Below are 24,155 nucleotides of genomic sequence, written 5' to 3'. Positions count from 1 at the left end.
TACCAGTGGCTCCGGCACAGGGACCCGGGGACTTTGGTCCTGTCACTCAGCGTGAGCGGAAACGGGGTCGTACGTCAGTGGTCCAGGGACCGCAGGGCCTTGCCGAGGACAACGGCGCGGTCCGCCGCCGCGGGCAGGTGTTCCAGCCCGAAGCCGAGGAGGACCGTGTCACGGGTAGTGACCGCCGCATGGGACTTGAACAGCTCTCCGGTCCTGGACCAATCGCCCGGAACATCGGGACTTCCGGCAGGTCCTGCCTGCGCGGCCCAGGTCCCGAGGGAGGTCTCGAAGCCCTCGACGGGCTGGTCGGCGCCGCCCACGGACACCCGCGCCTCGTCCGCGAAGACGCCGCGGCCGCCCGAGCCGGGGTCGGTGACGTAGGAGAGGGAGACCTCCACGGTCTTCCCGGCGTAGGCGCTCAGGTCGAAGGAGACCTGCTTCCATCCGCCGGAGGAGCCGGTGAAGCTGTTCCACGCTCCGCTGCTGCCCTTGGGGGTGCAGCCGCCGGCGTCCAGGGTGAGGTAGCGGCGCAGGAACGGGTGACCGCCCAGGAAGAACCCGGCCCCGCACTCCGCCGGGACTGTGGCGGAACTCAGCCCTCCCGCTTCCGGGAGTGTGGTCCAGTCGTCCCCGCCGGCCGTACGGGCCTCCAGGGCCGCGTGGTCGTAGCCCTCCTCGGTGTTCCAGTTGAGGGCCATCTTCAGCTGCGGCTTGTCGGCGGCGCCGACCTTGGTGAGGTCGATGGTGCGCGTGAGGCGCTTCCAGTCGTCGTCGTCATGGGTGGCCGCGGCCATCCCGCTGCCCGCGTAGGGGGCGTACGGGTTCACGACCCCGGCGTACTGGCCCGCCTGCGCGCTCTTGAACTGCGGGAACTGCGCCGGGGGCAGGGTGTCGGAGGTGACGGTGTAGGCCCCGGGGGCGTTCAGCGGATTGCCCGCCGCGTCGCCGAGGGCGCCCTTGGCCCCGGTGAGGGAGCCCGCGCCGGTGAATCCGGCGGGGCCGTTGACCGAGGCCCGGCCGTAGGCGCCGAGGTAGTACTGGCTGAAGTCGTTGGTCACGGCGCGGCCGACCTTGGCGTTGCCGCCCGCCAGTTCACCGGCCTCGATCAGGGAGCCGCCCTCGTTGAGGAAGTCGCGCACGGCGAGCTGGGTTTCGCCGCCCGGGGCGCCGGCCCCGGTGTAGTGCACGGCGGTACGGAAGTGCGAGAGCACCCCGAGGTGGTGCGGGACGCCCTGCGTGGCCACGTCCCACACGGCGGCGGACTTCCCGTTGGCCCGCAGCGCGTCGACGTAGCTCTGGGCGTGCTGGGCCTTGGCGCCCTCCTCGGCGATCACCAGCACGTCCGCGCGGGGGCGCTGCGCCACGGTGTACGTGAAGTGCTCGCTGGAGACCTCCTTGCCGGAGCCGTCGCGGCCGGTGAACCAGACCTCGACCTTGTCGCCGGGCTTGGCTCCGTCCACCTTGGCCCGGTACTCGTCGAACCAGTTGTTGTCCTCGCCGCCGTAGACCTCGCCGCCCTTCCAGGCCTTGAGGTCCTCGTCGTGCGTACGGCCGCCGTTGATCCGGTACTTGAGCTCCTTGTCCTTCAGCGCCTTGCGGGCCGTGACGGCGACCTCCTGGTCCTCGCCGCGGGCGGCGTAGGAGGTGGTGAAGGGGTCCGTGGTGAAGTCGGCGGCGCTCAGGCCGACGGCCGAGGAGGGCCGGTCCGGGTGGGCGGCGCTCTCGCCGACGGACAGGGCGAAGGGGATGTTCTTGGCGAACTCCGCCTGGATGAGCTTCTCGTCGTCCGGGAAGTTGAAGATGGAGGGGCAGTCCTCGGGCTTCCACCGGTCGCCCGGGTCGACGGCGGCGGCCGTCTGGCAGGTGCTCATCTCCGGGGTGAACATCATGATGCCGTTGGCATTGGCCGCGTGCCCGTCGGCCTCGCCGTTGGTGGTGTAGAGCTCGGAGGAGACCTGCGGGTAGTAGCCGGGGACGGCAGGGTTCTCGGGGGTGCCGGCGAGCGCTTCGTAGGCCACGTCGTCGGGGGTGGGGGTGGCCACCTGCCAGCCCACGCCGTAGAGGATCAGCTCGGCGGCGGAGTGGTAGTTGATGGCGTACTCGAAGCCGATGCGCTTCTCGAAGGCGTCGAGGGCGAGGGTCTCGGGCTCGGACTGGGCCTTGGGGCCGCGGTAGGTCTCGCTCGACGGGCTCGCGGAGGAACCCTCGTTGTCGTAGCCCCACTTGTAGGCGAAGTTCCGGTTGGGGTCGACCCCGTCGACGGCGGTGATCTTCCCGTCGCCGTTGTTGTCGCGCAGGTTCTTGCGCCACAGCCGGTTGCCGTCCGGGGAGTGGGTGTAGTCGTACCCGTCGGGGTTGGCGGTGAGCAGGAACCACAGGTCGCTGGAGTCCACCAGCTTCGTGATCCGCGCGTCCTTGCCGTAGCCGTCGAGGGTGTGGTGCATCAGCCGCCGGGTCATCTCGGGGGTGATCCACTCACGGGCGTGCTGGTTGGACATGTACAGCACGGACGGCTTGTCCCCGTCCTTGGTCTTGCCGGCGTCCTTGCCGACCTTGAGGGCGAGGACGTCCTTGCCCTGGACGGTCTTGCCGATGGAGACGACCTTGGTGAGCCCCGGGTGCTCCTGCGCGGTCCGCAGGATCTCCTCCTGGAGGCCGCCCTTGCCGCTGTACGGGCGGAAGACCCCGTCCCCGGCGGCCTTGGCGCGGGCCAGTCCCTGGGCGGAGATCTTGCGCTCGGCGAGCCTGACCCCCTGGGCGGCGAGCTCCTTCGCCTGGTCCCCGGTGAGGAAGAGTTCGACCCTGGCGGTCCCGGTCTCGGGGGCGCGCTCGGAGAGTTCGTGGGCGTCCTGGCCGGCGGCGAGGACGAGCGGGACCTGTTCGCGGGTGATGTCCGCGTCGTAGGCCCGTACCTCGTCGGCGCCGGACGGCGCACCGGACGCGGGCCGGGCCTGGGCAGCGGCGGGTAGTGCGGCGAGTGTGGTTCCGAAGACGAGTGCGCTTGCGGCGAGGATCGATCTCGCGCGGTGCCTCATGTGCCCCCCTGGGCGTCGTCTGCCACGAAAGCGTTCGGACGCCAGGCTCACGATCCGGTGATGCCCATGTCAATGGGACAAACGGGAACGGAGCGGGCCCGCACGGGGTGAACGTGCGGGCCCGTCACGGCGTACGTCCGGGAGGTGCGGGTCAGCCGGCCATGTTGTCGGCCAGCTCCTCGCTGAGGTCCAGGTTCGACTCGGTGCCCGGGATGCCGAGGTCCTGGGCCCGCTTGTCGGCCATCGCCAGCAGGCGGCGGATCCGGCCCGCGACGGCGTCCTTGGTCAGCGGCGGGTCGGCGAGCGCGCCCAGCTCCTCCAGGGAGGCCTGCTTGTGCTCCATGCGCAGCCGGCCGGCCGCGGCGAGGTGCTCGGGGACCTCCTCGCCGAGGATCTCCAGCGCGCGCTGCACCCGGGCTCCGGCGGCGACCGCGGCCCGCGCCGAGCGGCGCAGGTTGGCGTCGTCGAAGTTGGCGAGGCGGTTGGCGGTGGCGCGCACCTCGCGCCGCATCCGCCGCTCCTCCCAGGCCAGCACCGAGTCGTGGGCTCCGAGGCGGGTCAGCAGGGCGCCGATCGCGTCGCCGTCGCGGACGACGACCCGGTCCACGCCGCGCACCTCGCGGGCCTTGGCGGCGATGGAGAGCCTGCGGGCGGCGCCCACCAGGGCCAGGGCGGCCTCCGGGCCGGGGCAGGTGACCTCCAGGGAGGAGGACCGTCCCGGCTCGGTGAGGGAGCCGTGGGCCAGGAAGGCACCGCGCCAGGCCGCCTCGGCGTCACAGGTGGCCCCGGAGACCACCTGCGGGGGCAGGCCCCGGATGGGGCGTCCGCGGCCGTCCACAAGGCCCGTCTGGCGCGCCAGCTGGTCCCCGCCCGCGACGACCCGTACGACGAAGCGGCTGCCCCGGCGCAGTCCGCCCGGGGCCATCACCACCAGGTCGGAGGAGTGCCCGAAGATCTCCAGGATGTCCTTGCGCAGCCGCCGCGCCGCGACCCCGGTGTCCAGCTCCGCCTCGATGACGATGCGGCCGCTCACCAGGTGCAGGCCGCCCGCGAACCGCAGGATCGCCGAGACCTCCGCCTTCCTGCAGCAGGTCCGGGTGACGGGGAGGCGTGAGATCTCATCCTTCACCGCGGGCGTCATCGCCATGGGCCGATCCTTCCATGCATCCGAAAAATACGGTCGTACGCGGCGGCCAGCAGCTCCGGGTCGTGCTTCGGAGAGCCGTCCTGCCTGGCCACGGGCGCCAGCTCGACCGCGGCACCGAACCGTTTCGCGGCATCGGCGAGGGACTCGCGGTCGGGCACGGCGGCCTCGTCGGCCAGCACCACGTCCAGGGCGAGTTTAGGGGCGTGTCGGGCCAAAACCTCCAAATGACGCTGCGGAGAGAAGCCCTCTGTTTCACCGGGCTGCGGAGCGAGGTTCAGCGAGAGGACCCGCCGGGCCTTCGTCTGGACCAGCGCGTCCAGCAGTTCCGGCACCAGCAGGTGCGGAATCACGGAGGAGAACCAGGATCCCGGGCCGAGCACCACCCAGTCGGCGTCGAGCACGGCGGCGACGGCCTCCGGCACGGCCGGCGGCCCCTCCGGCACGACCTGTACGGAGAGCACCTCGCCCGGGGTGAGGGCCACGGTGGCCTGCCCCCGGACGGTGTCGACCTCCTCCGGGCGCGCCGGATCGTGCCCCTTGACCAGGGCCTGGAGCTCGAGCGGCACCGCCGACATCGGCAGCACCCGGCCCTGCGCGCCGAGCAGCTTCCCGACCAGGTCGAGGGCCTGGACGGGGTCGCCGAGCTGCTCCCACAGGGCGACGATCAGCAGGTTGCCGACGGCGTGCCCGTGCAGGTCGCCCTCGGACTGGAAGCGGTGCTGGATGACCCGGGCCCAGGTCTGGCCCCAGTCGTCGTCCCCGCACAGCGCGGCCAGCGCCTTGCGCAGGTCGCCGGGGGGCAGCACGCTCAGCTCCTCCCGGAGCCGGCCGCTGGAGCCGCCGTCGTCGGCGACGGTGACCACGGCGGTGAGGTCACCGGTGATGCGGCGCAGGGCGGCGAGGGAGGCCGACAGGCCCTGGCCGCCGCCGAGCGCGACCACCTTCGGCGTGGCGCCGCGCCGGCGGCCGGAGCGGCGTGCGCCCGCCTCGCCCCGGGTGGGGGCGAGGCGGCGCAGGCGGCTCAGCCGCGGGGTCCGTGCGATCACTCGCGCCCCATGTCCCGGTGGACGACGACGGTCTCGACTCCCTCGGAGGCGAGGCGGGCGGCGAGCTTCTCGGACATGGCCACGCTGCGGTGCTTGCCGCCGGTGCAGCCGACCGCGATGGTCACGTAGCGCTTGCCCTCGCGGCGGTAGCCGGTGGCGATCAGCTGGAGCAGCTCGGTGTAGCGGTCGAGGAACTCCTTGGCTCCGGGCTGGCTGAAGACGTAGCCCGACACCTCCTCGTTGAGCCCGGTGAAGGGGCGCAGCTCGGGGACCCAGTGCGGGTTGGGGATGAAGCGGCAGTCGACGACGAGGTCGGCGTCGACGGGCAGGCCGTACTTGAAGCCGAAGGACATGACGGTGGCCCGCAGCTCGGGCTCCTCGTCGCCCGCGAACCGGGCGTCCATCTTTGCGCGCAGCTCGTGCACGTTCAGGCTGGAGGTGTCGATGACCAGGTCGGCGTCGCCGCGCAGCTCGCGCAGCAGGTCGCGCTCGGCGGCGATGCCGTCGACGATGCGGCCGTCGCCCTGGAGGGGGTGCGGGCGGCGGACCGACTCGAAGCGGCGGACCAGCGCGTCGTCGGAGGACTCCAGGAAGACGATGCGCCGGGTGACCCCGCGGGCCTCCAGGTCGGCGAGGGACTCGCGCAGGGCGTCGAAGAACTGGCGGCCGCGGACGTCGACGACGACGGCGATGCGCGCCACGTTGCCCTGGGAGCGGGCGCCGAGTTCCACCATGGTGGGGATCAGCGCCGGCGGGAGGTTGTCGACGACGAACCAGCCGAGGTCCTCCAGACACTTGGCCGCCGTACTGCGGCCGGCTCCGGACATCCCGGAGATGATCACCAGCTCGGGAATGGCCGCCTCGGCGTTGTCGCCGGGCTCCAGCGTCGTGCCCGTACTCACCTGTGCTCCGTCTCGGTCGTGCTCGGTCGTGTGCTCGGTCGTGCGTTCGGTCTCGTGCTCGGTCATGGCGCGGTCCCCCGTTCGGACGATGTTTCCCCCAGCCAACGCTGGGAGGGGCCCCCACCCGTAGGCGCGGGGGCCTCGTCCTCAATGATCTCTCCTGTCGCCGTGTTGACGGCAGGACCCGCGGGAACCGCCCTGGCCAGGGCGGCGGCCACGGTCTCCGCCGTCTTGCGACCTATGCCCGGGACCTCGCAGATCTGGTCGATTGTCGCCTGTCTCAGCTTCTTCACCGAACCGAAGTGCTTCACCAGGGCCAGCCTGCGGCTCTCGCCGAGGCCCGGCACCTCGTCCAGCGGGCCCGCCTTCAGGCGCTTTCCGCGCTTGTTGCGCTGGTACTGGATCGCGAACCGGTGGGCTTCGTCACGTACCCGCTGGAGCAGGTAGAGGCCCTCGCTGGTACGGGGCAGCACGACGGGGTCGTCCTCGCCGGGCAGCCAGACCTCCTCCAGCCGCTTGGCGAGCCCGCACACCGCCACGTCATCGACCCCGAGCTCCTCCAGGGCCCGCTTGGCCGCCGCCACCTGGGGCTGCCCGCCGTCGACGACGACGAGCTGGGGCGGGTACGCGAAGCGCCTGGGCCGCCCGTCGTCCTCGGGCCCGCCCTCGGGCTCGCCCTCCTCGGGGGCCCACTCGCCGGTCTTCAGCTTCTCCTGGAGGTAGCGGCGGAAGCGCCGGGAGACCACCTCGTGCATGGAGCGGACGTCGTCCTGCCCCTCGAAGGACTTGATCTGGAACCTTCGGTACTCGCCCTTGCGCGCCAGTCCGTCCTCGAAGACGACCATCGACGCCACGACGTCGTCCCCCTGGAGGTGGGAGATGTCGAAGCACTCGATGCGCAGGGGCGCGCTGTCCAGCTCCAGGGCCTCGGCGATCTCCTCCAGGGCGCGGGAGCGGGTGGTGAGGTCGCTGGCGCGCTTGGTCTTGTGCAGGGCGAGGGACTGCTGGGCGTTGCGGTGGACGGTCTCCATCAGGGCCTTCTTGTCCCCGCGCTGCGGGATGCGCAGGCTGACCTGGGACCCGCGCCGCTCGGCGAGCCACTGGCCCAGCGCGGGCGCGTCCTCGGGGAGCGCGGGCACGAGCACCTCCTTGGGGACGGACTCGCCCTGCTCCTCCCCGTACAGCTGTTGGAGGGCGTGCTCGACGAGCCCGGCGGTGTCCACGGCCTCGACCTTGTCGGTGACCCAGCCGCGCTGGCCGCGGACCCGGCCGCCGCGGACGTGGAAGATCTGCACGGCCGCCTCCAGCTCGTCCTCGGCGACGGCGATGAGGTCGGCGTCGGTGGCGTCGGCGAGCACGACGGCGTTCTTCTCCATCGCGCGGCGCAGGGCCCCTATGTCGTCGCGCAGCCGGGCGGCCTTCTCGTACTCCATCTCCTCGGCGGCCTCGTGCATCTGCTTCTCGAGCCGGGAGAGGTACGTCCCCGTCCGTCCCGCCATGAAGTCGCAGAAGTCCTCGGCGAGTTCGCGGTGCTCCTCGGGGGTGACCCGGCCGACGCAGGGCGCGGAGCACTTGCCGATGTAGCCGAGCAGGCAGGGGCGGCCGATCTGCGCGGAGCGCTTGAACACGCCGGCCGAGCAGGTCCGCACCGGAAACACGCGCAGCATCAGGTCGACGGTCTCGCGGATCGCCCAGGCGTGCCCGTACGGGCCGAAGTAGCGCACGCCCTTCTTCTTGGGCCCGCGCATGACCTGGACCCGGGGGTATTCCTCGTTCATCGTCACGGCGAGCGAGGGGTAGCTCTTGTCGTCCCGGTACTTGACGTTGAACCGGGGGTCGAACTCCTTGATCCAGGAGTACTCGAGCTGGAGCGCCTCGACCTCGGTGGACACCACGGTCCACTCGACGGAGGCGGCCGTGGTGACCATGGTGGCGGTACGGGGGTGCAGGCCGGCGATGTCCTGGAAGTAGCTGGCCAGGCGTTGGCGCAGGCTCTTGGCCTTCCCGACGTAGATCACCCGGCGGTGCTCGTCGCGGAACTTGTAGACCCCCGGGGAGTCGGGAATCTGCCCGGGCTCGGGACGGTAGCTGGAAGGGTCGGCCATGCCAACCACCCTACTGGCGCGCTCCGACAACAACCCGTACCACCGTGACCCACGCCCCGGCCCCACCGCCCCATCCATCCCCGCCGCCCCAACCCAGCCTCGCCGGCGTTTGAGGCGCGGGGTCTGGGGCGGAGCCCCTGGGGGCACCTCCCAGCGGTAGCTGGGGGAGGAACGGTGGAAGGGCGGGTAGGGGACCAGCCCCGCAGGGCCCGGCCCCGCAACGGCGGCCGGACCCTACGGGGGGGCGGGGCTACGCCCCGGCGGCGGAGCGGCGCCGCAACAGCAGGACGACGCCCCCGGCGGCGCCCAGCGCCAGCGCCCCGGCGGTCACCGCCACCGGCGAACCGCCGGACTCCCCGCCCGGGGATTCGAAGCCCCCCGCCCTGCCCCCGTCGGCGTACGCCGACCCCGGCAGCTTGTCCCCGTACGCCTTCGTCACCCTGGCCCGGTACCCGGCCACCGTCGTGCCCCGGTCGCCCACGGCCCGTACGGCGTCCTCGTCCAGCGGCAGGACCCGGTCGCCCTGGGTGACGTACCAACCGTCGATCTGCGGCTCGCGGAACACCGTCCCGCCGGGGAGCTTCGCGGCGCCGAGCCGCGCGTAGCGGAATTCGTCGTCGCCGGTGGCGATGTTCACCACCTGCCAGCCGGCCTCCGTCCTGGCGGTCCACAGGGCCGCCTGCTGGCCGTCGGAGGAGACCGCCCGGCTGGCCAGGAACTCCAGCCGGGCCACCGGCGCGCCGGCCTTCCCGGCGACGAAGTCCGGGGAGAGGTGGCTCACGGGGATCGCCTCGCCCTCGATGCGCGGCTGGGCGGCGGTGAGCGAGACCTTCCCCTCGCGGGCGAAGAACCGGGAGAGGGTGGCCAGGGTGTCGGGGGCCGCGGCGGCCTCGTGGGCGGCCGCCCTGTTCTCGGCGGTGGCGGTCTGGGGCTGCGGTACGGGGCCGGCGGCGAAGGCCTGCCCGCCGAGGACGAGTACGGAGGCGGCCGCGAGGACCGCGGCGGAGGCGGAGGCGCGCAGCTTCATGGCGCTCACGCCCCGATCCGGTAGAGGGAGTGGGTCCAGGAGAAGGTGCTGTTGTCCACGTACCAGGCGTGGGAGGCCCAGTTGTAGCGGTCGCTGGACGGCCAGGGGTCGCCCCAGTAGACCCAGCTGTTGGCGGTGTCGTAGCCGTAGATCACGTGCATGTGGCCGCCGCCGTTGGACCACTGGATGCGGGTCTCGACCGGGCGGTTGTTGTTGATCTCGGTCTGCACGGTGGAGTACTGGAGCCATCCGGTCACGTAGCTGCCGGAGTTGATGCCGGCCCAGCGCAGGGCGGTCTGGACGTTGCCCAGGGTGGCCTGGTTGTTGGGGCATTCGGTGCCCTGCTGGCGGTTGAAGGCGGCGTTGCAGAACTGGTTCTGGCTGTAGTTGCGGCCGAACCAGGTGGCGATGGTGTTGCCGCCGGCGGCCCAGCACCAGTTGTTCTTCTGCTGTGCCTGCATGGTGATGTCGAGCCGCTTGTACGCCAGCGCCGCGCTCTCGGTGCCGGTGCCGGTGCCGGTACCCGCGTCGGCGGCGGTGGCGGTACCGGCGCCGACGGGCAGCAGGACGAGGAGCAGGGCGGAGAGCAGGGCGGCCAGGGGCAGCCGTCTGTTTCTGTTGCGCATCGCGTTCCTCCCGAGGTGGGGACCCGAGGTGGGAAGTGGGGGGGAGCGCGTCCGGACGCTGTGGAGGAGCATCGGGGTGTTGTCGCGATCAGGTCAACACGCTTCAATACGCGGTGACATTGCAGTGTGAACGGTGGGGCTGCGGTGTGAACGGTTACTGCCGTTCCACCTGGTCCCCCCGAACCACCGGCCCGGCCCCCCACCCCGGCGCGTGTGAACGTTCACAGAGGAGTCGCGATGCGGCCGACCCGCGACCCGGCCGAACTCGGTCAACTGCTGCGCGGCGGCCCCTTCCACCTCGCCCTGCGCGCCGCCCTCGCCGCCCGCGGCCTGCCCCTGCACCGGGTGCAGCACCGGCTCGCGGCGCGCGGCATCAAGCTCGGGGTGACCAGCCTCAGCTACTGGCAGCAGGGGGCCCGCCGGCCGCGCCACCCCGAGTCCCTGCGGGCGGTATCCGCCCTGGAGGAGATCCTGGAGCTGCCGGACGGCGCCCTGCTGCGGCTGCTGGCCGACCCCGCGCACACCGGCGGGCCGGGCCGCCCGGCCGCCCGCTCGTACCGGGCGCTGGTGAGCGTCGGCGCGGCGGTGGAGCAGCTGCTGGCCGGGATGGACCTCCCGGCGGACGGCGGTCTGCACTCGGTCGGCCACCACGAGCGGGTCCGCATCGGTCCCGACGGTGAGCTGCGCGGGCGGGAGTCGCAGCAGATCGTCCGGGCCCACCGCGACGGCGTCGACCGCTACCTCGCCATCCACCACGGAGACCCGGGCTGCGACGCGACGCGGGTGGAGGTGGCGGCGTACGAGAACTGCCGCACGGGCCGGGTGCGCTGCCACCCGGAGGCCCGGGTGGTGGTGGCGGAGCTGCTGTTCGACGCGCGGCTGCGGCGCGGGGACACGTACGTCTTCGGATACGGGATCGAGGACGGCACGGGCGGGCGCAGCGCGGAGTACGTGCGCGGCTTCAGCTACGCGGGCGGGCAGTACATGCTCCAGGTCCGCTTCGACGAGGCGGCCCTGCCGGTGCGCTGCCGGCGCTTCGCCCGCACCGGCCCCGAGGCCCCCCGCACCGCCCTCTGCGACCTGACCCCGAGCGGCCGCCACCGCGCGGTGCACCTGGTGGAGCAGACGGTCCGCCGCGGGATCCTGGGCATCGCCTGGGACTGGGATTGAGTTCCCGGCTCCCGGTGGCGGCCCCGGCTAACCGGCGATCAGCCTGCCGTTCTCCGTCTTGACCGGGACGGCCGGCAGCGGGTCGGTGGCCGGGCCGCGCAGGACCTTGCCGGTGGTGACGTCGAAGCGGCTGCCGTGGCAGGGGCAGTTGCCCTCACCCTCGACGATCTTGTCCAGGACGCAGCCGGCGTGGGTGCACTGGGCGCTGAAGGCCTTGTACTGGCCCTCCGCCGGGCAGCTGACGACGACCTTGCGCTCGCGGAAGAGCTTCGCGCCGCCGACCGGGACGTCGGTCACGGCGCCGAGCTCGACCGGCTCCTTCGGGACGGCGGGGCTGCCGGCGCCGCTGTTGGTCTCCGTCGAGCACGCGGAGAGCGCAGTCCCCGCGCCCACGGTCCCGGCGAGCGCGGCTGCACCCTTGAGGACGGTACGGCGGGCGGCGGACTGCGACGCGGACATGCGGTTCTCCTGGCACGAGGTGGCGGGCCCCGGGGCGGGGTCCACCCGACGATACCGGCGTCCGATGGGATACCTTCCCCCGCGTGATCGTCGTCGGTGGAGAAGCCCTGATCGACCTCGTGCCCGTCGACCGGCCGCCGGGCGCGCTGGTGCCCCGGCCCGGCGGCGGGCCGTACAACACCGCGCTGGCGCTGGGCCGGCTCGGGGCCGAGGTCGCCTTCTGCTCCCGGGTGTCGGCGGACGGCTTCGGCGAGAGCCTGCTGGCCGGACTGCGGGCCGCCGGGGTGGACCTCTCGCTGGTGCAGCGCGGGCCCGAGCCGACCACGCTGGCCGTGCCCTCGCTGGCCCCGGACGGCTCGGCCGCGTACGGCTTCTACGTCGAGGGGACCGCCGACCGCCTCTTCGTACTGCCGCCCGCGCTGCCCCCGGGCGTACGGGCCCTCGCGCTCGGCACCTGCTCGCTGGTGCTGGAGCCGGGCGCGTCCGCGTACGAGGCGCTGCTGCGGCGGGAGTCGCGGCGCGGGCTGCTGACCCTGCTGGACCCCAACATCCGCCCGGCGCTGATCGCGGACGCGGCGGCGTACCGGGAGCGGTTCCTGGGCTGGCTGCCGTACGTGTCCGTGCTCAAGCTGTCGGAGGAGGACGCGGCCTGGCTGGGCGGCCGGGTCGGGGACTGGCTGGCGGCCGGCCCGGCGGCGGTGGTGCTCACCCGGGGCGCGGCGGGCCTGACGGTGTGGACCTCGGACGGCGCGGAGCACAGCGTGGCCGCCCGCCCGGTCGCCGTGGCGGACACGATCGGCGCGGGCGACACCGTCAACGCGGCGCTGCTGCACCGGCTCGCGGGGGCCGCGGACCCGGGCTCGGCGCACTGGCCGGACGTACTGGCCTACGCGGCCCGCGCGGCCGCGCTGACCTGCACCCGGGCGGGCGCCGAGCCCCCGTACGCGGCCGAGCTGGAGCTCAGCCGATAGCGGCCCACAGGGTCCGGGCGACGGCCGGGGCGAACTCCTCGACCGGCTGGACCACCTCGGCGCCGGAGAAGTGCAGGAAGAAGGCCCGCTGGAAGCAGGCGCCGAGCAGCAGCGCCGCGGCGGACCGGGGGTCGGCGTCCTCCCGGAGCCGGCCGGCGGCGAGTTCGCGGCGCAGCCGCCCGTCCAGGGCGTCGAGGACCACGTGCGGTCCGGCGCCGATCTCCTGGACCCCCTCGCGGTGGCGGGTGAGCAGGGCGGGCTCGGCGAAGAGCGAGGCGGCCATCGGCATGGCCTCGGCGTAGAAGAGCGAGGCGTGGCGGGCGATGTCGGCCAGCGCCTCCTCGACCCCGCCCTCTCCCGGGTCGGCGGTGAGGGCGGTCATGAGCGGCCCGGCGTTCGGGGTGCGCTCCATCAGCACGCGCACGAACAGCTCTTCCTTGTTGGCGTAGTGCTTGTAGAGGGCGGCCTCCGAGCAGCCCGCCTCGCGGGCGATGGCCTTGGTGGTGGTGTTGGCGAGGCCGATGGTGCGCATGAGGGTCTCGGCGGCGTCCAGCAGCCGCTCGGGGGTGGGGCGGCTTGACTTCGGGGTGGGCATTCACTCACCCTAGTGGACACAAGGGTGAGTGAATACTCACCCACCACTTTCCACGGGGGTCCACGATGAAGATCACGGTGTTCGGAGCCACGGGCGGCGTCGGCCGGGAAGTGGTCCGGCAGGCCCTGGGAGCGGGCCACGAGGTGACGGCGGTGGTACGCGACCCGGCCCGGCTGGACGTGCCCGCGCACGACCGCCTGCGGGTGGCCGTGGTGGCCGACCTGACCGACGAGGACGCGCTGGTTCCCGTCCTGGCGGGCCGGGAGGCGGTGGTCTCGGCCCTCGGCCCCGCCAACAACAAGCAGGCCCGGCTGACCCCGATCGCCGGACCGGCCCTACGGGCCATCGTCTCCGCGATGGACCGGGCCGGGGTGAGCCGGCTGTCCGCGGTCAGCGCCGCGCCGCTCGCGCCGGACGCCCCGGAGGACGGCGCGCTCGTGCGCTGGGTGGTCTACCCGCTGCTGCGGCGGGCCCTGCGCGATCTGTACGCGGACCTGGCGGTCATGGAGGCCGCGATCGGCGCGAGCCGGGCCCAGTGGACGGTGGTCCGCCCGCCGCGCCTGCTGAACCGGCCCCGCACCGGGACCTACCGCCGCGCCCTCGACGCCAACGTCCCCGGCGGCAAGGTCATCGCCCGGGCCGATGTCGCGGACGCCCTGCTGACCACCCTGACCGACCCCTCGACGGCGGGCCACGCCCTGGGCGTCGCCGCCTGACCGGGGGTCGGGCCGCGCGGCGGGGCTGATCTCAGCCCCGCCTGGGGGTCCCCAGACGGAGTCTGGGGGAGTTTGAGGCGCGGGGTCTGGGGCGGAGCCCCTGGGAACGGTGGAAGGGCGGGTAGGGGACCGCTCCGCGCAGCGGCACCCCGACCCGCCCGTACCCGGGTTCCGCTACGCCTTGCGGGCGCGGACCGTCTTCTTGGCCGGGGCGGCCTTCTTCGCCGCCGCACGCTTCTTCACCGTCACCGGCGCCGGCGGCGCACCGGCGTCCGACACCCGCTCCGCCCCCAGGATGTCGCGCAGGAACTTGCCGGTGTGGCTGGCGCCCACCGACGCGACCTGCTCCGGGGTGCCCTCGGCCACCACCAGGCCGCCGCCGTACCCGCCCTCGGGGCCCATGTCCACGACCCAGTCCGCGGTCTTGATGACATCCAGGTTGTGCTCGATGACGATCACCGAGTTCCCCTTGTCCACCAGGCCGGACAGCACCTTGATGAGCTTGCTGATGTCCTCGAAGTGCAGGCCCGTCGTCGGCTCGTCCAGTACGTACACCGTCCGGCCCGTCGACCGCTTCTGCAGCTCCGAAGCCAGCTTCACGCGCTGCGCCTCACCGCCCGACAGGGTCGGCGCGGACTGGCCGAGGCGGACGTACCCCAGCCCCACCTCGTTCAGCGTGCGCAGGTGCCGCGCGATCGTCGGCACCGCCTCGAAGAAGTCCAGCGCCTCCTCGATCGGCATGTTCAGCACTTCGGCGATGGACTTGCCCTTGTAGTGCACCTCCAGCGTCTCCCGGTTGTACCGGTCGCCGTGGCACACCTCGCACGGGACGTACACGTCCGGCAGGAAGTTCATCTCGATCTTGATGGTGCCGTCGCCGGAGCAGTTCTCGCACCGGCCGCCCTTGACGTTGAAGGAGAAGCGGCCCGGCAGGTAGCCGCGCACCTTCGCCTCCATGGTCTCCGCGAAGAGCTTGCGCACGTGGTCGAAGACGCCCGTGTACGTCGCCGGGTTGGACCGCGGCGTCCGGCCGATCGGCGACTGGTCGACATGGACGACCTTGTCGACCAGGTCGTCGCCGTCCACCCTGGTGTGGCGCCCCGGCACCGACCGGGCGCCGTTCAGCTCGCGGGCCAGGTGCGTGTACAGGATGTCGTTGACCAGCGTCGACTTGCCCGAGCCGGAGACACCGGTCACCGCCGTGAACACGCCCAGCGGGAACGCCACGTCGATGTCCTGGAGGTTGTTCTCCTTCGCGCCGCGCACGATCAGCTTTCGCTCACCGTTCACCGGGCGGCGGACGTCCGGGATGGCGATCGACTTCTTGCCGGCCAGGTACTGCCCGGTCATCGACTCGCCGTTCGCCAGCAGATCCTTCAGCGACCCGCTGTGCACGATCTTCCCGCCGTGCTCGCCCGCACCGGGGCCGATGTCCACGACCCAGTCGGCCACCTTGATGGTGTCCTCGTCGTGCTCGACCACGATGAGCGTGTTGCCCATGTCCCGCAGCCGCACCAGCGTCTCGATCAGCCGGTGGTTGTCCCGCTGGTGCAGGCCGATGGACGGCTCGTCCAGCACGTACAGCACGCCGACCAGGCCGGAGCCGATCTGCGTGGCCAGCCGGATGCGCTGGGCCTCGCCGCCCGACAGGGTGCCCGCGGCGCGGTTCAGCGAGAGGTAGTCCAGGCCCACGTCCACGAGGAAGCGCAGCCGCTCGTTGACCTCCTTGAGGACCCGCTCGGCGATCTTCTTGTCGCGGGCGTCGAGCCGCAGCTGCCCCAGGAACTCCGCGCACTCGCTGATCGACATCGCGGCCACCTCGGCGATGGACCGCTCCATCACCGTCACCGCGAGCACGATCGGCTTGAGCCGGGTGCCCTCACAGGTCGGGCAGGGCACCTCGCGCATGTAGCCCTCGAAGCGCTCGCGGCTGGCGTCGCTCTCGGACTCGGCGTGCCGGCGCTTGACGAAGGGCACGGCGCCCTCGAAGGCCGTCGTGTACGCCCGCTCGCGGCCGTACCGGTTGCGGTAGCGGACCTCGATCTGGGTCTTGTGCCCGTACAGCAGGGCCTTCCTGGCGCGCAGCGGCAGCCCGGCCCACGGGATGTCGGTCCGGAAGCCCAGCTCCCCGGCGAGCGCGCCGACCAGCCGCTGGAAGTAGTCCTTGGTGTGGCCGAGCGACCACGGGGAGACCGCGCCTTCGTCCAGGGACTTGTCCTCGTCCGGGACGATCAGCTCCGGGTCGACCTCCATGCGCGTACCGATGCCGGTGCACTCGGGGCAGGCGCCGAAGGGCGAGTTGAAGGAGAAGGAGCGCGGCTCCAGCTCCTCGAAGGAGAGGTCGTCGTACGGGCAGTAGAGGTGCTCGGAGTACATCCGCTCACGCTCGGGGTCGTCCTCGGCGAGGTCGACGAAGTCCAGGATCACCATGCCGCCGGAGAGGCCCAGCGCGGTCTCGACGGAGTCGGTGAGCCGGCGCTTGGCGCTGTCCTTGACGGTGAGGCGGTCGACGACCACCTCGATGGTGTGCTTCTCCTGCTTCTTCAGCGTGGGGGGCTCGGAGAGCTGGATGGTCTCCCCGTCCACCCGCGCCCGGCTGTAGCCCTTGGTCTGGAGGTCGGCGAAGAGGTCGACGAACTCGCCCTTGCGCTCGCGGACCAGCGGCGACAGCACCTGGAAGCGGCTGCCCTCGGGGAGGGCGAGCACCTTGTCGACGATCGCCTGCGGCGACTGCCGGGAGATCGGGCGGCGGCACTCGGGGCAGTGCGGCTTGCCGATGCGGGCGAAGAGCAGGCGGAGGTAGTCGTAGACCTCGGTGATGGTGCCGACGGTGGAGCGGGGGTTGCGCGAGGTCGACTTCTGGTCGATCGAGACGGCCGGGGAGAGGCCCTCGATGAAGTCGACGTCGGGCTTGTCCATCTGCCCCAGGAACTGGCGGGCGTAGGAGGAGAGCGACTCGACGTAGCGGCGCTGGCCCTCGGCGAAGATCGTGTCGAAGGCCAGGGAGGACTTGCCCGAGCCGGAGAGTCCGGTGAAGACGATGAGGGAATCGCGGGGCAGGTCGAGCGAGACGTTCTTCAGGTTGTGCTCGCGAGCGCCACGAACGATGAGACGGTCGGTCACGCCGGTCCGCACCTTTCTTGAGAGAAGCGGGGGCCACGGGCCCCGGCTGTCCAGGGTATGGGGGGCGCCTCTGCGGTGGAGTGGGTCTGGACTTCCGAGCGTATAGCACGCACATTCGATTTACGGCACTCGCGAGACCGCTTCACCCGATCGTGTGGCGCGGGCCCCTCGACCACTACGCTCGGACTCATGACTGATCATGTGCACGACCTGCCATCTGTACGTGAAGCCACGGACCGGCTGCTGACCGCGGTCGCGAAACTGGACAACGCCTCCCTGTCCGAGGAGTCACACCTCCCGGGCTGGACCCGCGGCCACATCCTGGCCCACCTCGCACGCAACGCAGACGCCCTGGTGAACGTCTTCGAGGGCCGCCCCATGTACGAGAGCGGCACCGCCCGCGACGCGGACATCGAGCGCGACGCCGGCCGGCCCCTGGAAGAACACCTGCGGGACCTCCGTGATTCCGGGGCCCGCTTCCTCGCCACCACCGAGCGCGACCAGGACTGGTCGCGCACGGTCGAGCTGCGCAACGGTGTCACCGACCTCGCCTCGAACGTGCCCTTCCGCCGCCTCGTCGAGGTCGAGCTGCACCACGTCGACCTGAACATCGGCTACGAGCTCTCCGACCTCCCGGAGGAGTTCACCTACCGGGAGATCGCCTTCCTCGCCGACCGCTGGTCCGGCCGCCCCGAGGTCCCGCCGGTCACCCTGACGACGTACGGCGACCGCGTCTGGCACACGGGCGGCACCGAGGGCACCCCGGTGACCCTCAGCGGCCCGGCGGACGAGCTGGTCGGCTGGCTGGCCGGGCGCGGCCTCGCGGGCGCGCACCTCGCCGTCGAGGAGGGCGAGGGGCTGCCCGAGCTCCCCCCGCTCTAGGGACACCCCTCCAGGACCGAACACACCTAGGATCAAGAGATGACGTACAGCGGAGCGGTCAAGGTCGGCGGTCCGGCCGACGTGCACGAACTCGCGGACCTGATGATTTCCAAGGTCGCGGTCGGTTCCATGAACAACAACGCGTACCTGCTGCGCTGCCGGGCCACCGGCGAGCAGCTGCTGATCGACGCGGCCGCCGAGGCGGACACGCTGCTGCACCTGATCGGTGACGACGGCATCGCGTCCGTCGTCACCACGCACCAGCACGGCGACCACTGGAGCGCGCTCCAGGCCGTCGTCGACGCCACCGGCGCGCGCACGTACGCGGGCGCCCACGACGCGGCGGGCATCCCCGTCGCCACGGACGTCCTGGTCGAGGACGGTGACACCATCACCGTCGGACGGGTCTCCCTGACCGCCCGCCACCTGGTCGGGCACACCCCCGGCTCGATCGCGCTGATCTACGACGACCCGCACGGGCACCCGCACGTGTTCACCGGCGACTGCCTCTTCCCGGGCGGCGTGGGCAACACCTGGGGCGACGCGAAGGCCTTCGCCAGCCTCATCGACGACGTCCAGCACAAGCTCTTCGAGCAGCTGCCGGACGAGGCCTGGGTCTACCCCGGCCACGGCAACGACACCACGCTCGGCGCCGAGCGGCCGCACCTCGCGGAGTGGCGCGAGCGCGGCTGGTGACCACGGTCAACCCGACCGCGGGGCCATGCACTCCTTCCGGTCGACCTTGACCGAACGCATGTCCTGGGGGCGCGGGTTGGGGTAATTGCTGCACCATGCATCAACACCCCTCCCCGTCCCCCGCCCCTTCCTCCGCCCCTTCCTCCCCCTCGATGCTGCGGCTCGCCTCCGCCTCCCTGGTCGGGACCGCCATCGAGTTCTACGACTTCTTCGTCTACGGCACGGCCGCCGCCCTGGTGCTCGGCCCGCTCTTCTTCCCCTCCTTCTCCCCGCTCGCCGGAACCCTCGCCGCCTTCGGCACCTTCGGCGTCGGCTTCCTCGCCCGCCCGCTCGGCTCCGCCCTCTTCGGCCACATCGGCGACCGCTACGGGCGCCGCCCGGTGCTGCTCGGCTCGCTGCTCCTGACCGGCCTCGCCACGGTGGCCGTCGGGTGCGTGCCCTCCTTCGCCTCCATCGGCATCGCCGCGCCGGTCCTGCTGCTCCTGCTGCGCTTCCTCCAGGGGCTCGGGCTCGGCGGCGAATGGGGCGGGGCGGTGCTGCTGACCGCCGAACACGCCCCGGAGGGGCGGCGCGGGCTGTGGTCGAGCTTCCCGCAGATGGGCCCGGCCGTGGGCTTCCTGCTGGCCAACGGCCTGACGCTGGCGCTCTCCTGGGCCCTGAGCGACGCGCAGTTCACCGCGTGGGGCTGGCGGGTGCCGTTCTGGGCGGCCGGCGTGCTGGCGCTGGCCGGGCTGTGGCTGCGCCGGTCGGTCGAGGAGACCCCGCAGTTCCGCGCGCTCGCCGAGACCGGCCGGCAGGCCGACGCGCCGCTCGTGGAGGTCGTACGCGGCCACTGGCGGCTGCTCCTGCTGACCGGCGGGGCGATGGCGGTCGGGTACGCCGTCTTCTACGCGGTCACCACCTGGTCCCTCGCGTACGCCACCGGGCGCCCCGGAGTGGACCGCACCGTGATGCTGGCCATCGTGATGGCGGCGGTCCTGCTCAAGGGGCTGGTCACCCCGCCGCTGGCGGTGCTCGGCGACCGTTGGGGGCGGCGGCCGATGTGCCTGGCCGGCAGTGCGGCGTGCGCGGTGTGGATGTTCCCCTTCGTGGCCCTGCTGAGCACGGCGGACCCGCTGCTGATGACGCTGGGCTGCGTCGGCGCGCTGCTCGGGATGGTGACGATGTTCGCCGTGGTGGGCGCCTACCTGCCCGAGCTGTACGCCCCGCGCATCCGCTGCACGGGCGCGGCCGTCGGCTACAACCTGGGCGGCGTGCTGGGCGGTGCGCTCACCCCGATCGTGGCGACGGCCCTGGCGGACGGCTCCGGCCCGCCGTGGGGCGTGGCGGTGTACCTGACGGTGGTCTCGCTGGTCAGCCTGGGATGCTTCGCCCTGCTCCCGGAAACCAGGCCGGCGCTCGCCCGGGCGGCGGGGCCCGAGCCGGCGGTGGTGTGAATTCAATGCCGCCGAACGCACACCGACGGCAAGTTGACGGGATATCGGACCCGTAAGAGCCGGATGGTGTATTCATATGCACGGAGCGCGCCTCATGCCGGGCCTAACTCCCGCAGCCCGTGCAGGAATTCACCTGAAGGGCCAGGTCTTACATGCGCTCTGCCGGGCCAAGTTCGTGAGAGACGGCAGAGCGTCAAGATGGCGGGTGCAGCGCATGGAGAGGCGGTCGGTGTTCGGCTCATACCGCCAGCAGGCGGCAGCGGACCGCTGGCGGCTACCGGCCAGCCGTGCGTGCGGCCATCAGCCCACTCCCCGGTGCCCGAACCAGGCGCCGGCGGACGAGCCGGACCAGACCGGCCTGACGTGGCGAACGCATCGCACCGAGGACCCTTCATGACGCCCGCACCCGATGACCCCTCCGTTCCGGCGGCCCAGCCCGGCCAGCACTTATCCGTGGGCCCCTTCGTCCCCCAGTACGGGCCGCAGCAGCAGGTCCTCTTCCCCCAGCCCTGGCAGACCCCCGGATATCTCGCCGCGGAATTCCACTCGGATCTGCGGGCCCTGCGGGACTCCCTCGCCGGCATGTCCTCGAAGCTCGACGGGATCCGGGATTCCTCCGACCGGATCATGGACCACGAATCCCGGCTCAGGGCGCTGGAGAGCCGCCGCTGGCCGATCCAGGTGGTCACGGTCGTCATTGCCGGACTGGCCGCCGCCGCAGCCGTCGTGGCGCTCTTCCTGAAGAAGTAACCCTGCCCGGCCTTCGTGCGCACCGTGGCGCACGAAGGCCGGGCATCGCCGTTTCGAGCCAGTTCCGCAGAGTGGAGAACCCAGCCATGTCCACGCCGCCCCCCGGCCCCTTCCCCCAGCCGCCCACCCGTGAATGGCAAGAGAAGTGGGTGGACGCCGTCCTGGCCACCAAGGGCGTCACCGCGCCCCGGGCGGCGCTGGAGAACATCGCGCCGTTCGTCGTCCGCCCCAAGGACTCGCTGACGAATCCCGAGGACGAACCGGACGGCGTCCGCCGGCTGCGGCCGGACCGCTACCGGTGGGTGCGCACCGACGCCGGCCGGATGATGCTGGCCACGGTGAACATGCACGGCGTCGGAGGCGTCGTCTGGGAGCACAACGAGCGCATCAGCTCGGAATGGCACTCCGTCGCGAACCCCGCCCAGCCCCACGGCTCCCCCGCCCCGTCCCGCGTGAAGCCGTGGGCGCGGCTGACGGAGGACGGCTCCGAGCGGACGTTCACGGCGCTGGAGAGCACCGCCGCCACCCGTGACGCGCTGGTCGGCAGGGTGGACCGGGCCGCCAACTCGCTGGAGAACCACGACGGGATGCGTACGTACGACCTGCTGGAGGACCTGGCGCTCAACGGCCAGGTCGAGCCCTGCATGTACGTGGCACAGCATTTCGGCCTGAGCGAGGAGCCACCGGAGCAGCCGGACGGCCGCTCGCGCTACCCGTCGTCGTACTGGGGCTGGATGGCCGTGCGCGGGAACAACCGGACGAAGTACCGCCAGGCCCTCTTCGAGGTCTCCTCCTCCGAGGTGCTCACCGGTGTCCCGTTCAAGAAGCTGGGTCAGGACGACACCCGTATCTCGGTCAATCCGAGCTTCTGGCTGGCCGCCCTCTCCGAACTCCTCAACCAGGAGTACGCCGCCGCCGAGGAGGCGGGAAACACCGACAGCCGGGCGCACCGCGCGAAGGCGATCGCCTCGGTCGAGTCACACCTGGTGATCGGCTCTTCGGCGCCCGAGCGCCTGTTCCGCATCGTCCAGGGCAGCAATCGCCGCGACCACGTCCACCCGCCGCTCGAATTCGGGCCCAATGACCGCGGGCGGGCCCTGGGACGCGGTGTGCTCGGCGCCTATTCCGCCCAGGGACTGCTCGACGACCGGACGGCCGACGTGCTCGCCGGACTCGCCCCGGTGGCCGAGCTCCCCCAGCTGCCCGCCGACGCGACGACCGCGGAGCTGCGCGACATCCGGTCGATGCGGCTGCTGACCGAGCTGTTCCCCGTGCAGTCCCAGACGGCCAAGCGCGCCCAGATCCGGTCCGCGCTGGGTGAACCGGCGGCGTCCCAGCTCGTCGGCAAGGACATCAACCGACGGGTCCGGGCGTGGTCCGCGCTGACCTCGGAGTCCTTCCCCAGCCCGTGGAACCCCCGTGTCGCGGAGGTCCTCTCGCGGGCGCACGGCTACAAGGGCGTCACCCTGTCCGGCCGCCGGCTTCCGGACCTGCTCGCCTCGGCAGACACCGATCGCGAAGCGTTCGAGGAACTGCTCCTCTTCCGGACTCCCCACTGGCTGGCCTCCTTCGACATCATCGACGCCGACCGCGGATCCATCGTGGGCCAGCGCGAGGACGACGAGGGCAAGGAGGCCCAGAAGGTCCGCCGTACCGTGTCGAACGTCCTCGAGGCGATGCGCAAGAACCCCGTCACGGCCGTGGGCCTGCTGCGGGAGATCTTCGCCGCCATGAACGAGGGGGACCGCAGGGTCCGCCAGATCGACGCGGCGGGGGCCCCGACGAGCGGCACCGCCACCCGGGCGTGGTTCAACCGGACCTTCACGAAGGAGTCCGGCACGCGTGCGTACACCAAGCGGGGCCCCGCCGGGAGCAACGGCTCCGACCCGCTGGCGACCGACGCGGACGGGGCGCCGGGGTCCGGGGTCCTCACCCCGTCGGGGTCCGCCGAGGCCCCGGACGAGACGCCGACGCAGGCGCTGCGCCGGCTGACCCAGGAGCTGGAGCGCCAGGTCACCACCGCCGCCGAGATCGTCACCGACCTGGCCGAGAACGTCAAAGAGGTGCGGGAGGCGGCCACGGCGGCGGGCCTGGACCACGCGATGGAGTCGACGGAGGCGGACCAGCTCGCCTCACGGGTGCTCCGGATACTCCGCAGCCTCCGGGAGATCCCGGAGACCATCTCCGACCTCGGTCCGATGTAGCCGGGGCGAGCGGTACGGGCCCGGGAGCAAGCTCCCGGGCCCGTACTCGTGCTTCTGGCGACCGTCAGCCGGTCAGGCGTCGACGCTCTTCGTCTCCGCGGCGGCGGTCTCGGCCGCCGCCTGCTTCTTCGAGGCCATCAGGCTGGTGATGGTGGTGATCACCAGGACACCGCAGATGACGCCCAGGGAAAGCGGGATGGAGATCTGCGGGACGTGCACGCCGGACTCGTGCAGGGCGTGCAGCACCAGCTTGATGCCGATGAAGCCGAGGATCACGGACAGGCCGTAGCTGAGGTGGACCAGCTTCTTGAGCAGGCCGCCGATCAGGAAGTACAGCTGGCGAAGGCCCATGAGGGCGAAGGCGTTGGCCGTGAAGACGATGTACGGGTCCTGGGTGAGGCCGAAGATCGCGGGGATCGAGTCCAGGGCGAAGAGCACGTCGGTGGTGCCGATGGCGAGCATCACGACCATCAGCGGGGTCAGGACGCGCTTGCCGTTGTTCTGGATGAAGAGCTTGGTGCCGTGGTAGCGGTCGGCGACGCCGAACTTCTTCTCGATCGACTTGAGGAGGCGGTTCTCCTCGAACTCCTCTTCGTCCTCGTCCTTGCGGGCCTCCTGGATCAGCTTCCAGGCGGTGTAGATCAGGAAGGCGCCGAAGATGTAGAAGACCCACGAGAAGGTGGTGATGATCGCGGCGCCGGCGGCGATGAAGATCGCGCGCAGCACCAGGGCGATCAGTACGCCCACCAGCAGGACGCGCTGCTGGAGGTGGGACGGTACGGAGAACTTCGCCATGATCAGGACGAAGACGAAGAGGTTGTCCACGCTCAGGGACTTCTCGGTGATGAAACCGGCGAAGAACTCCTGGGAGGCCTGGCCGTTGCCGAAGAACAGCAGGCCGAGGCCGAAGAGGGCGGCGAGCACGATCCAGACGACGGTCCAGATGCCCGCTTCCTTGATCGAAACGTCGTGCGGTTTGCGGCCGATGAGGAAATCGGCGCCGATGAGGATGCCCAGACCGGCAATGGTCAGCACCCAGAGGGTCAACGAAACGTCCACAGAATTCACGCCTCCGGCGGATGGCTCAGCACATGGTCAGCGTCATCGCTGCCGGAGGTCTCTTCCACCCGACGGCTTGCAGGCCGTGGGCCGACGCCCCGGGACCGACTTGAACAAAAAAGTGGTCCGTATTGACGGGTACGCCGCGCAGGAAACAGCAGGAATACTCCCCTCCGCGGTCGCCAGCTTACCCGCGGAGGGGGTCA

At 71.9% G+C, this 24,155-nt stretch carries 19 protein-coding genes; 8 read left to right on the top strand and 11 right to left on the bottom strand.

Going from position 1 to position 24,155, the window contains the following annotated elements:
• Positions 1–74: 74 nt before the first annotated feature.
• From OOK34_RS21450 to OOK34_RS21420, 7 genes are all read right to left on the bottom strand, one after another.
• A complete protein-coding gene (locus OOK34_RS21450; RefSeq protein ID WP_267035477.1) occupies positions 75–3,035 on the bottom strand; it encodes a M14 family metallopeptidase in 2,961 nt (986 codons plus the stop codon).
• Positions 3,036–3,186: 151 nt separating this feature from the next.
• A complete protein-coding gene (gene whiA, locus OOK34_RS21445; protein WP_053681599.1) occupies positions 3,187–4,182 on the bottom strand; it encodes a DNA-binding protein WhiA in 996 nt (331 codons plus the stop codon).
• Positions 4,173–5,228 carry a uridine diphosphate-N-acetylglucosamine-binding protein YvcK gene (gene yvcK, locus OOK34_RS21440; RefSeq protein ID WP_267035476.1) on the bottom strand — a complete coding sequence of 352 codons (1,056 nt, stop codon included), beginning with the start codon at positions 5,226–5,228 and terminating at the stop codon, positions 4,173–4,175. The genes whiA and yvcK overlap by 10 nt, the downstream gene beginning before the upstream one ends.
• Entirely contained in the window at positions 5,225–6,196 is a 972-nt protein-coding gene (gene rapZ, locus OOK34_RS21435) for an RNase adapter RapZ (RefSeq protein WP_267035475.1), read from the bottom strand. Before rapZ ends, yvcK begins: the two co-directional genes overlap by 4 nt.
• Positions 6,193–8,235, bottom strand: coding sequence for an excinuclease ABC subunit UvrC (uvrC, locus tag OOK34_RS21430; RefSeq protein WP_267035474.1), 2,043 nt, complete (start codon positions 8,233–8,235; stop codon positions 6,193–6,195). The genes rapZ and uvrC overlap by 4 nt, the downstream gene beginning before the upstream one ends.
• Before the next feature lie 250 nt (positions 8,236–8,485).
• Complete coding sequence (locus tag OOK34_RS21425; RefSeq protein WP_267036850.1) at positions 8,486–9,262, bottom strand: hypothetical protein; 777 nt, start codon at positions 9,260–9,262, stop codon at positions 8,486–8,488.
• Positions 9,263–9,267: 5 nt separating this feature from the next.
• On the bottom strand, positions 9,268–9,888 hold the full coding sequence (locus OOK34_RS21420) for a papain-like cysteine protease family protein (protein ID WP_267035473.1): 621 nt from the start codon (positions 9,886–9,888) through the stop codon (positions 9,268–9,270).
• A gap of 237 nt (positions 9,889–10,125) precedes the next feature.
• Between OOK34_RS21420 and OOK34_RS21415 the strand changes: the two genes are divergently transcribed.
• Positions 10,126–11,058 carry a hypothetical protein gene (locus OOK34_RS21415; protein ID WP_267035472.1) on the top strand — a complete coding sequence of 311 codons (933 nt, stop codon included), beginning with the start codon at positions 10,126–10,128 and terminating at the stop codon, positions 11,056–11,058.
• 27 nt (positions 11,059–11,085) lie between these two features.
• Here the strand turns inward: OOK34_RS21415 and OOK34_RS21410 are convergent, their stop codons facing one another.
• Positions 11,086–11,517, bottom strand: coding sequence for a Rieske (2Fe-2S) protein (locus OOK34_RS21410; RefSeq protein WP_267035471.1), 432 nt, complete (start codon positions 11,515–11,517; stop codon positions 11,086–11,088).
• 83 nt (positions 11,518–11,600) lie between these two features.
• On the opposite strand from OOK34_RS21410, the gene OOK34_RS21405 reads away from it, so the two are divergent.
• Positions 11,601–12,488, top strand: a complete 888-nt coding sequence (locus OOK34_RS21405; protein WP_267035470.1) for a carbohydrate kinase — start codon at positions 11,601–11,603, stop codon at positions 12,486–12,488.
• Here OOK34_RS21405 and OOK34_RS21400 read toward each other — a convergent pair.
• Entirely contained in the window at positions 12,478–13,083 is a 606-nt protein-coding gene (locus OOK34_RS21400) for a TetR/AcrR family transcriptional regulator (protein ID WP_267035469.1), read from the bottom strand. The genes OOK34_RS21405 and OOK34_RS21400 overlap by 11 nt on opposite strands.
• 65 nt (positions 13,084–13,148) lie before the next feature.
• Between OOK34_RS21400 and OOK34_RS21395 the strand changes: the two genes are divergently transcribed.
• Positions 13,149–13,799: an NAD(P)-dependent oxidoreductase gene (locus tag OOK34_RS21395; RefSeq protein ID WP_267035468.1), complete on the top strand. Its 651-nt coding sequence runs from the start codon at positions 13,149–13,151 to the stop codon at positions 13,797–13,799.
• Between the two features lie 174 nt (positions 13,800–13,973).
• On the opposite strand, the gene uvrA is transcribed toward OOK34_RS21395, so the two are convergent.
• Complete coding sequence (gene uvrA / locus OOK34_RS21390) at positions 13,974–16,922, bottom strand: excinuclease ABC subunit UvrA (RefSeq protein WP_267035467.1); 2,949 nt, start codon at positions 16,920–16,922, stop codon at positions 13,974–13,976.
• Positions 16,923–17,111: 189 nt separating this feature from the next.
• Here uvrA and OOK34_RS21385 point away from each other — a divergent pair, with 189 nt between their 5' ends.
• From OOK34_RS21385 to OOK34_RS21365, 5 genes are all read left to right on the top strand, one after another.
• Entirely contained in the window at positions 17,112–17,804 is a 693-nt protein-coding gene (locus OOK34_RS21385) for a maleylpyruvate isomerase family mycothiol-dependent enzyme (RefSeq protein WP_267035466.1), read from the top strand.
• Positions 17,805–17,843: 39 nt separating this feature from the next.
• Positions 17,844–18,500: an MBL fold metallo-hydrolase gene (locus tag OOK34_RS21380; protein ID WP_267035465.1), complete on the top strand. Its 657-nt coding sequence runs from the start codon at positions 17,844–17,846 to the stop codon at positions 18,498–18,500.
• A gap of 152 nt (positions 18,501–18,652) precedes the next feature.
• A complete protein-coding gene (locus OOK34_RS21375) occupies positions 18,653–19,936 on the top strand; it encodes an MFS transporter (protein WP_267036849.1) in 1,284 nt (427 codons plus the stop codon).
• A gap of 393 nt (positions 19,937–20,329) precedes the next feature.
• A complete protein-coding gene (locus OOK34_RS21370; protein WP_267035464.1) occupies positions 20,330–20,686 on the top strand; it encodes a hypothetical protein in 357 nt (118 codons plus the stop codon).
• Positions 20,687–20,772: 86 nt separating this feature from the next.
• Positions 20,773–22,890, top strand: a complete 2,118-nt coding sequence (locus OOK34_RS21365) for a hypothetical protein (protein WP_267035463.1) — start codon at positions 20,773–20,775, stop codon at positions 22,888–22,890.
• A gap of 72 nt (positions 22,891–22,962) precedes the next feature.
• Here OOK34_RS21365 and OOK34_RS21360 read toward each other — a convergent pair whose 3' ends face one another.
• Positions 22,963–23,949, bottom strand: a complete 987-nt coding sequence (locus OOK34_RS21360) for a TerC/Alx family metal homeostasis membrane protein (RefSeq protein ID WP_267035462.1) — start codon at positions 23,947–23,949, stop codon at positions 22,963–22,965.
• Positions 23,950–24,155: the final 206 nt, after the last annotated feature.

It is taken from the genome of Streptomyces sp. NBC_00091, from assembly GCF_026343185.1.
Classification (GTDB): Bacteria; Actinomycetota; Actinomycetes; order Streptomycetales; family Streptomycetaceae; genus Streptomyces.
This window is presented reverse-complemented; position numbering and strand designations above follow the sequence as displayed.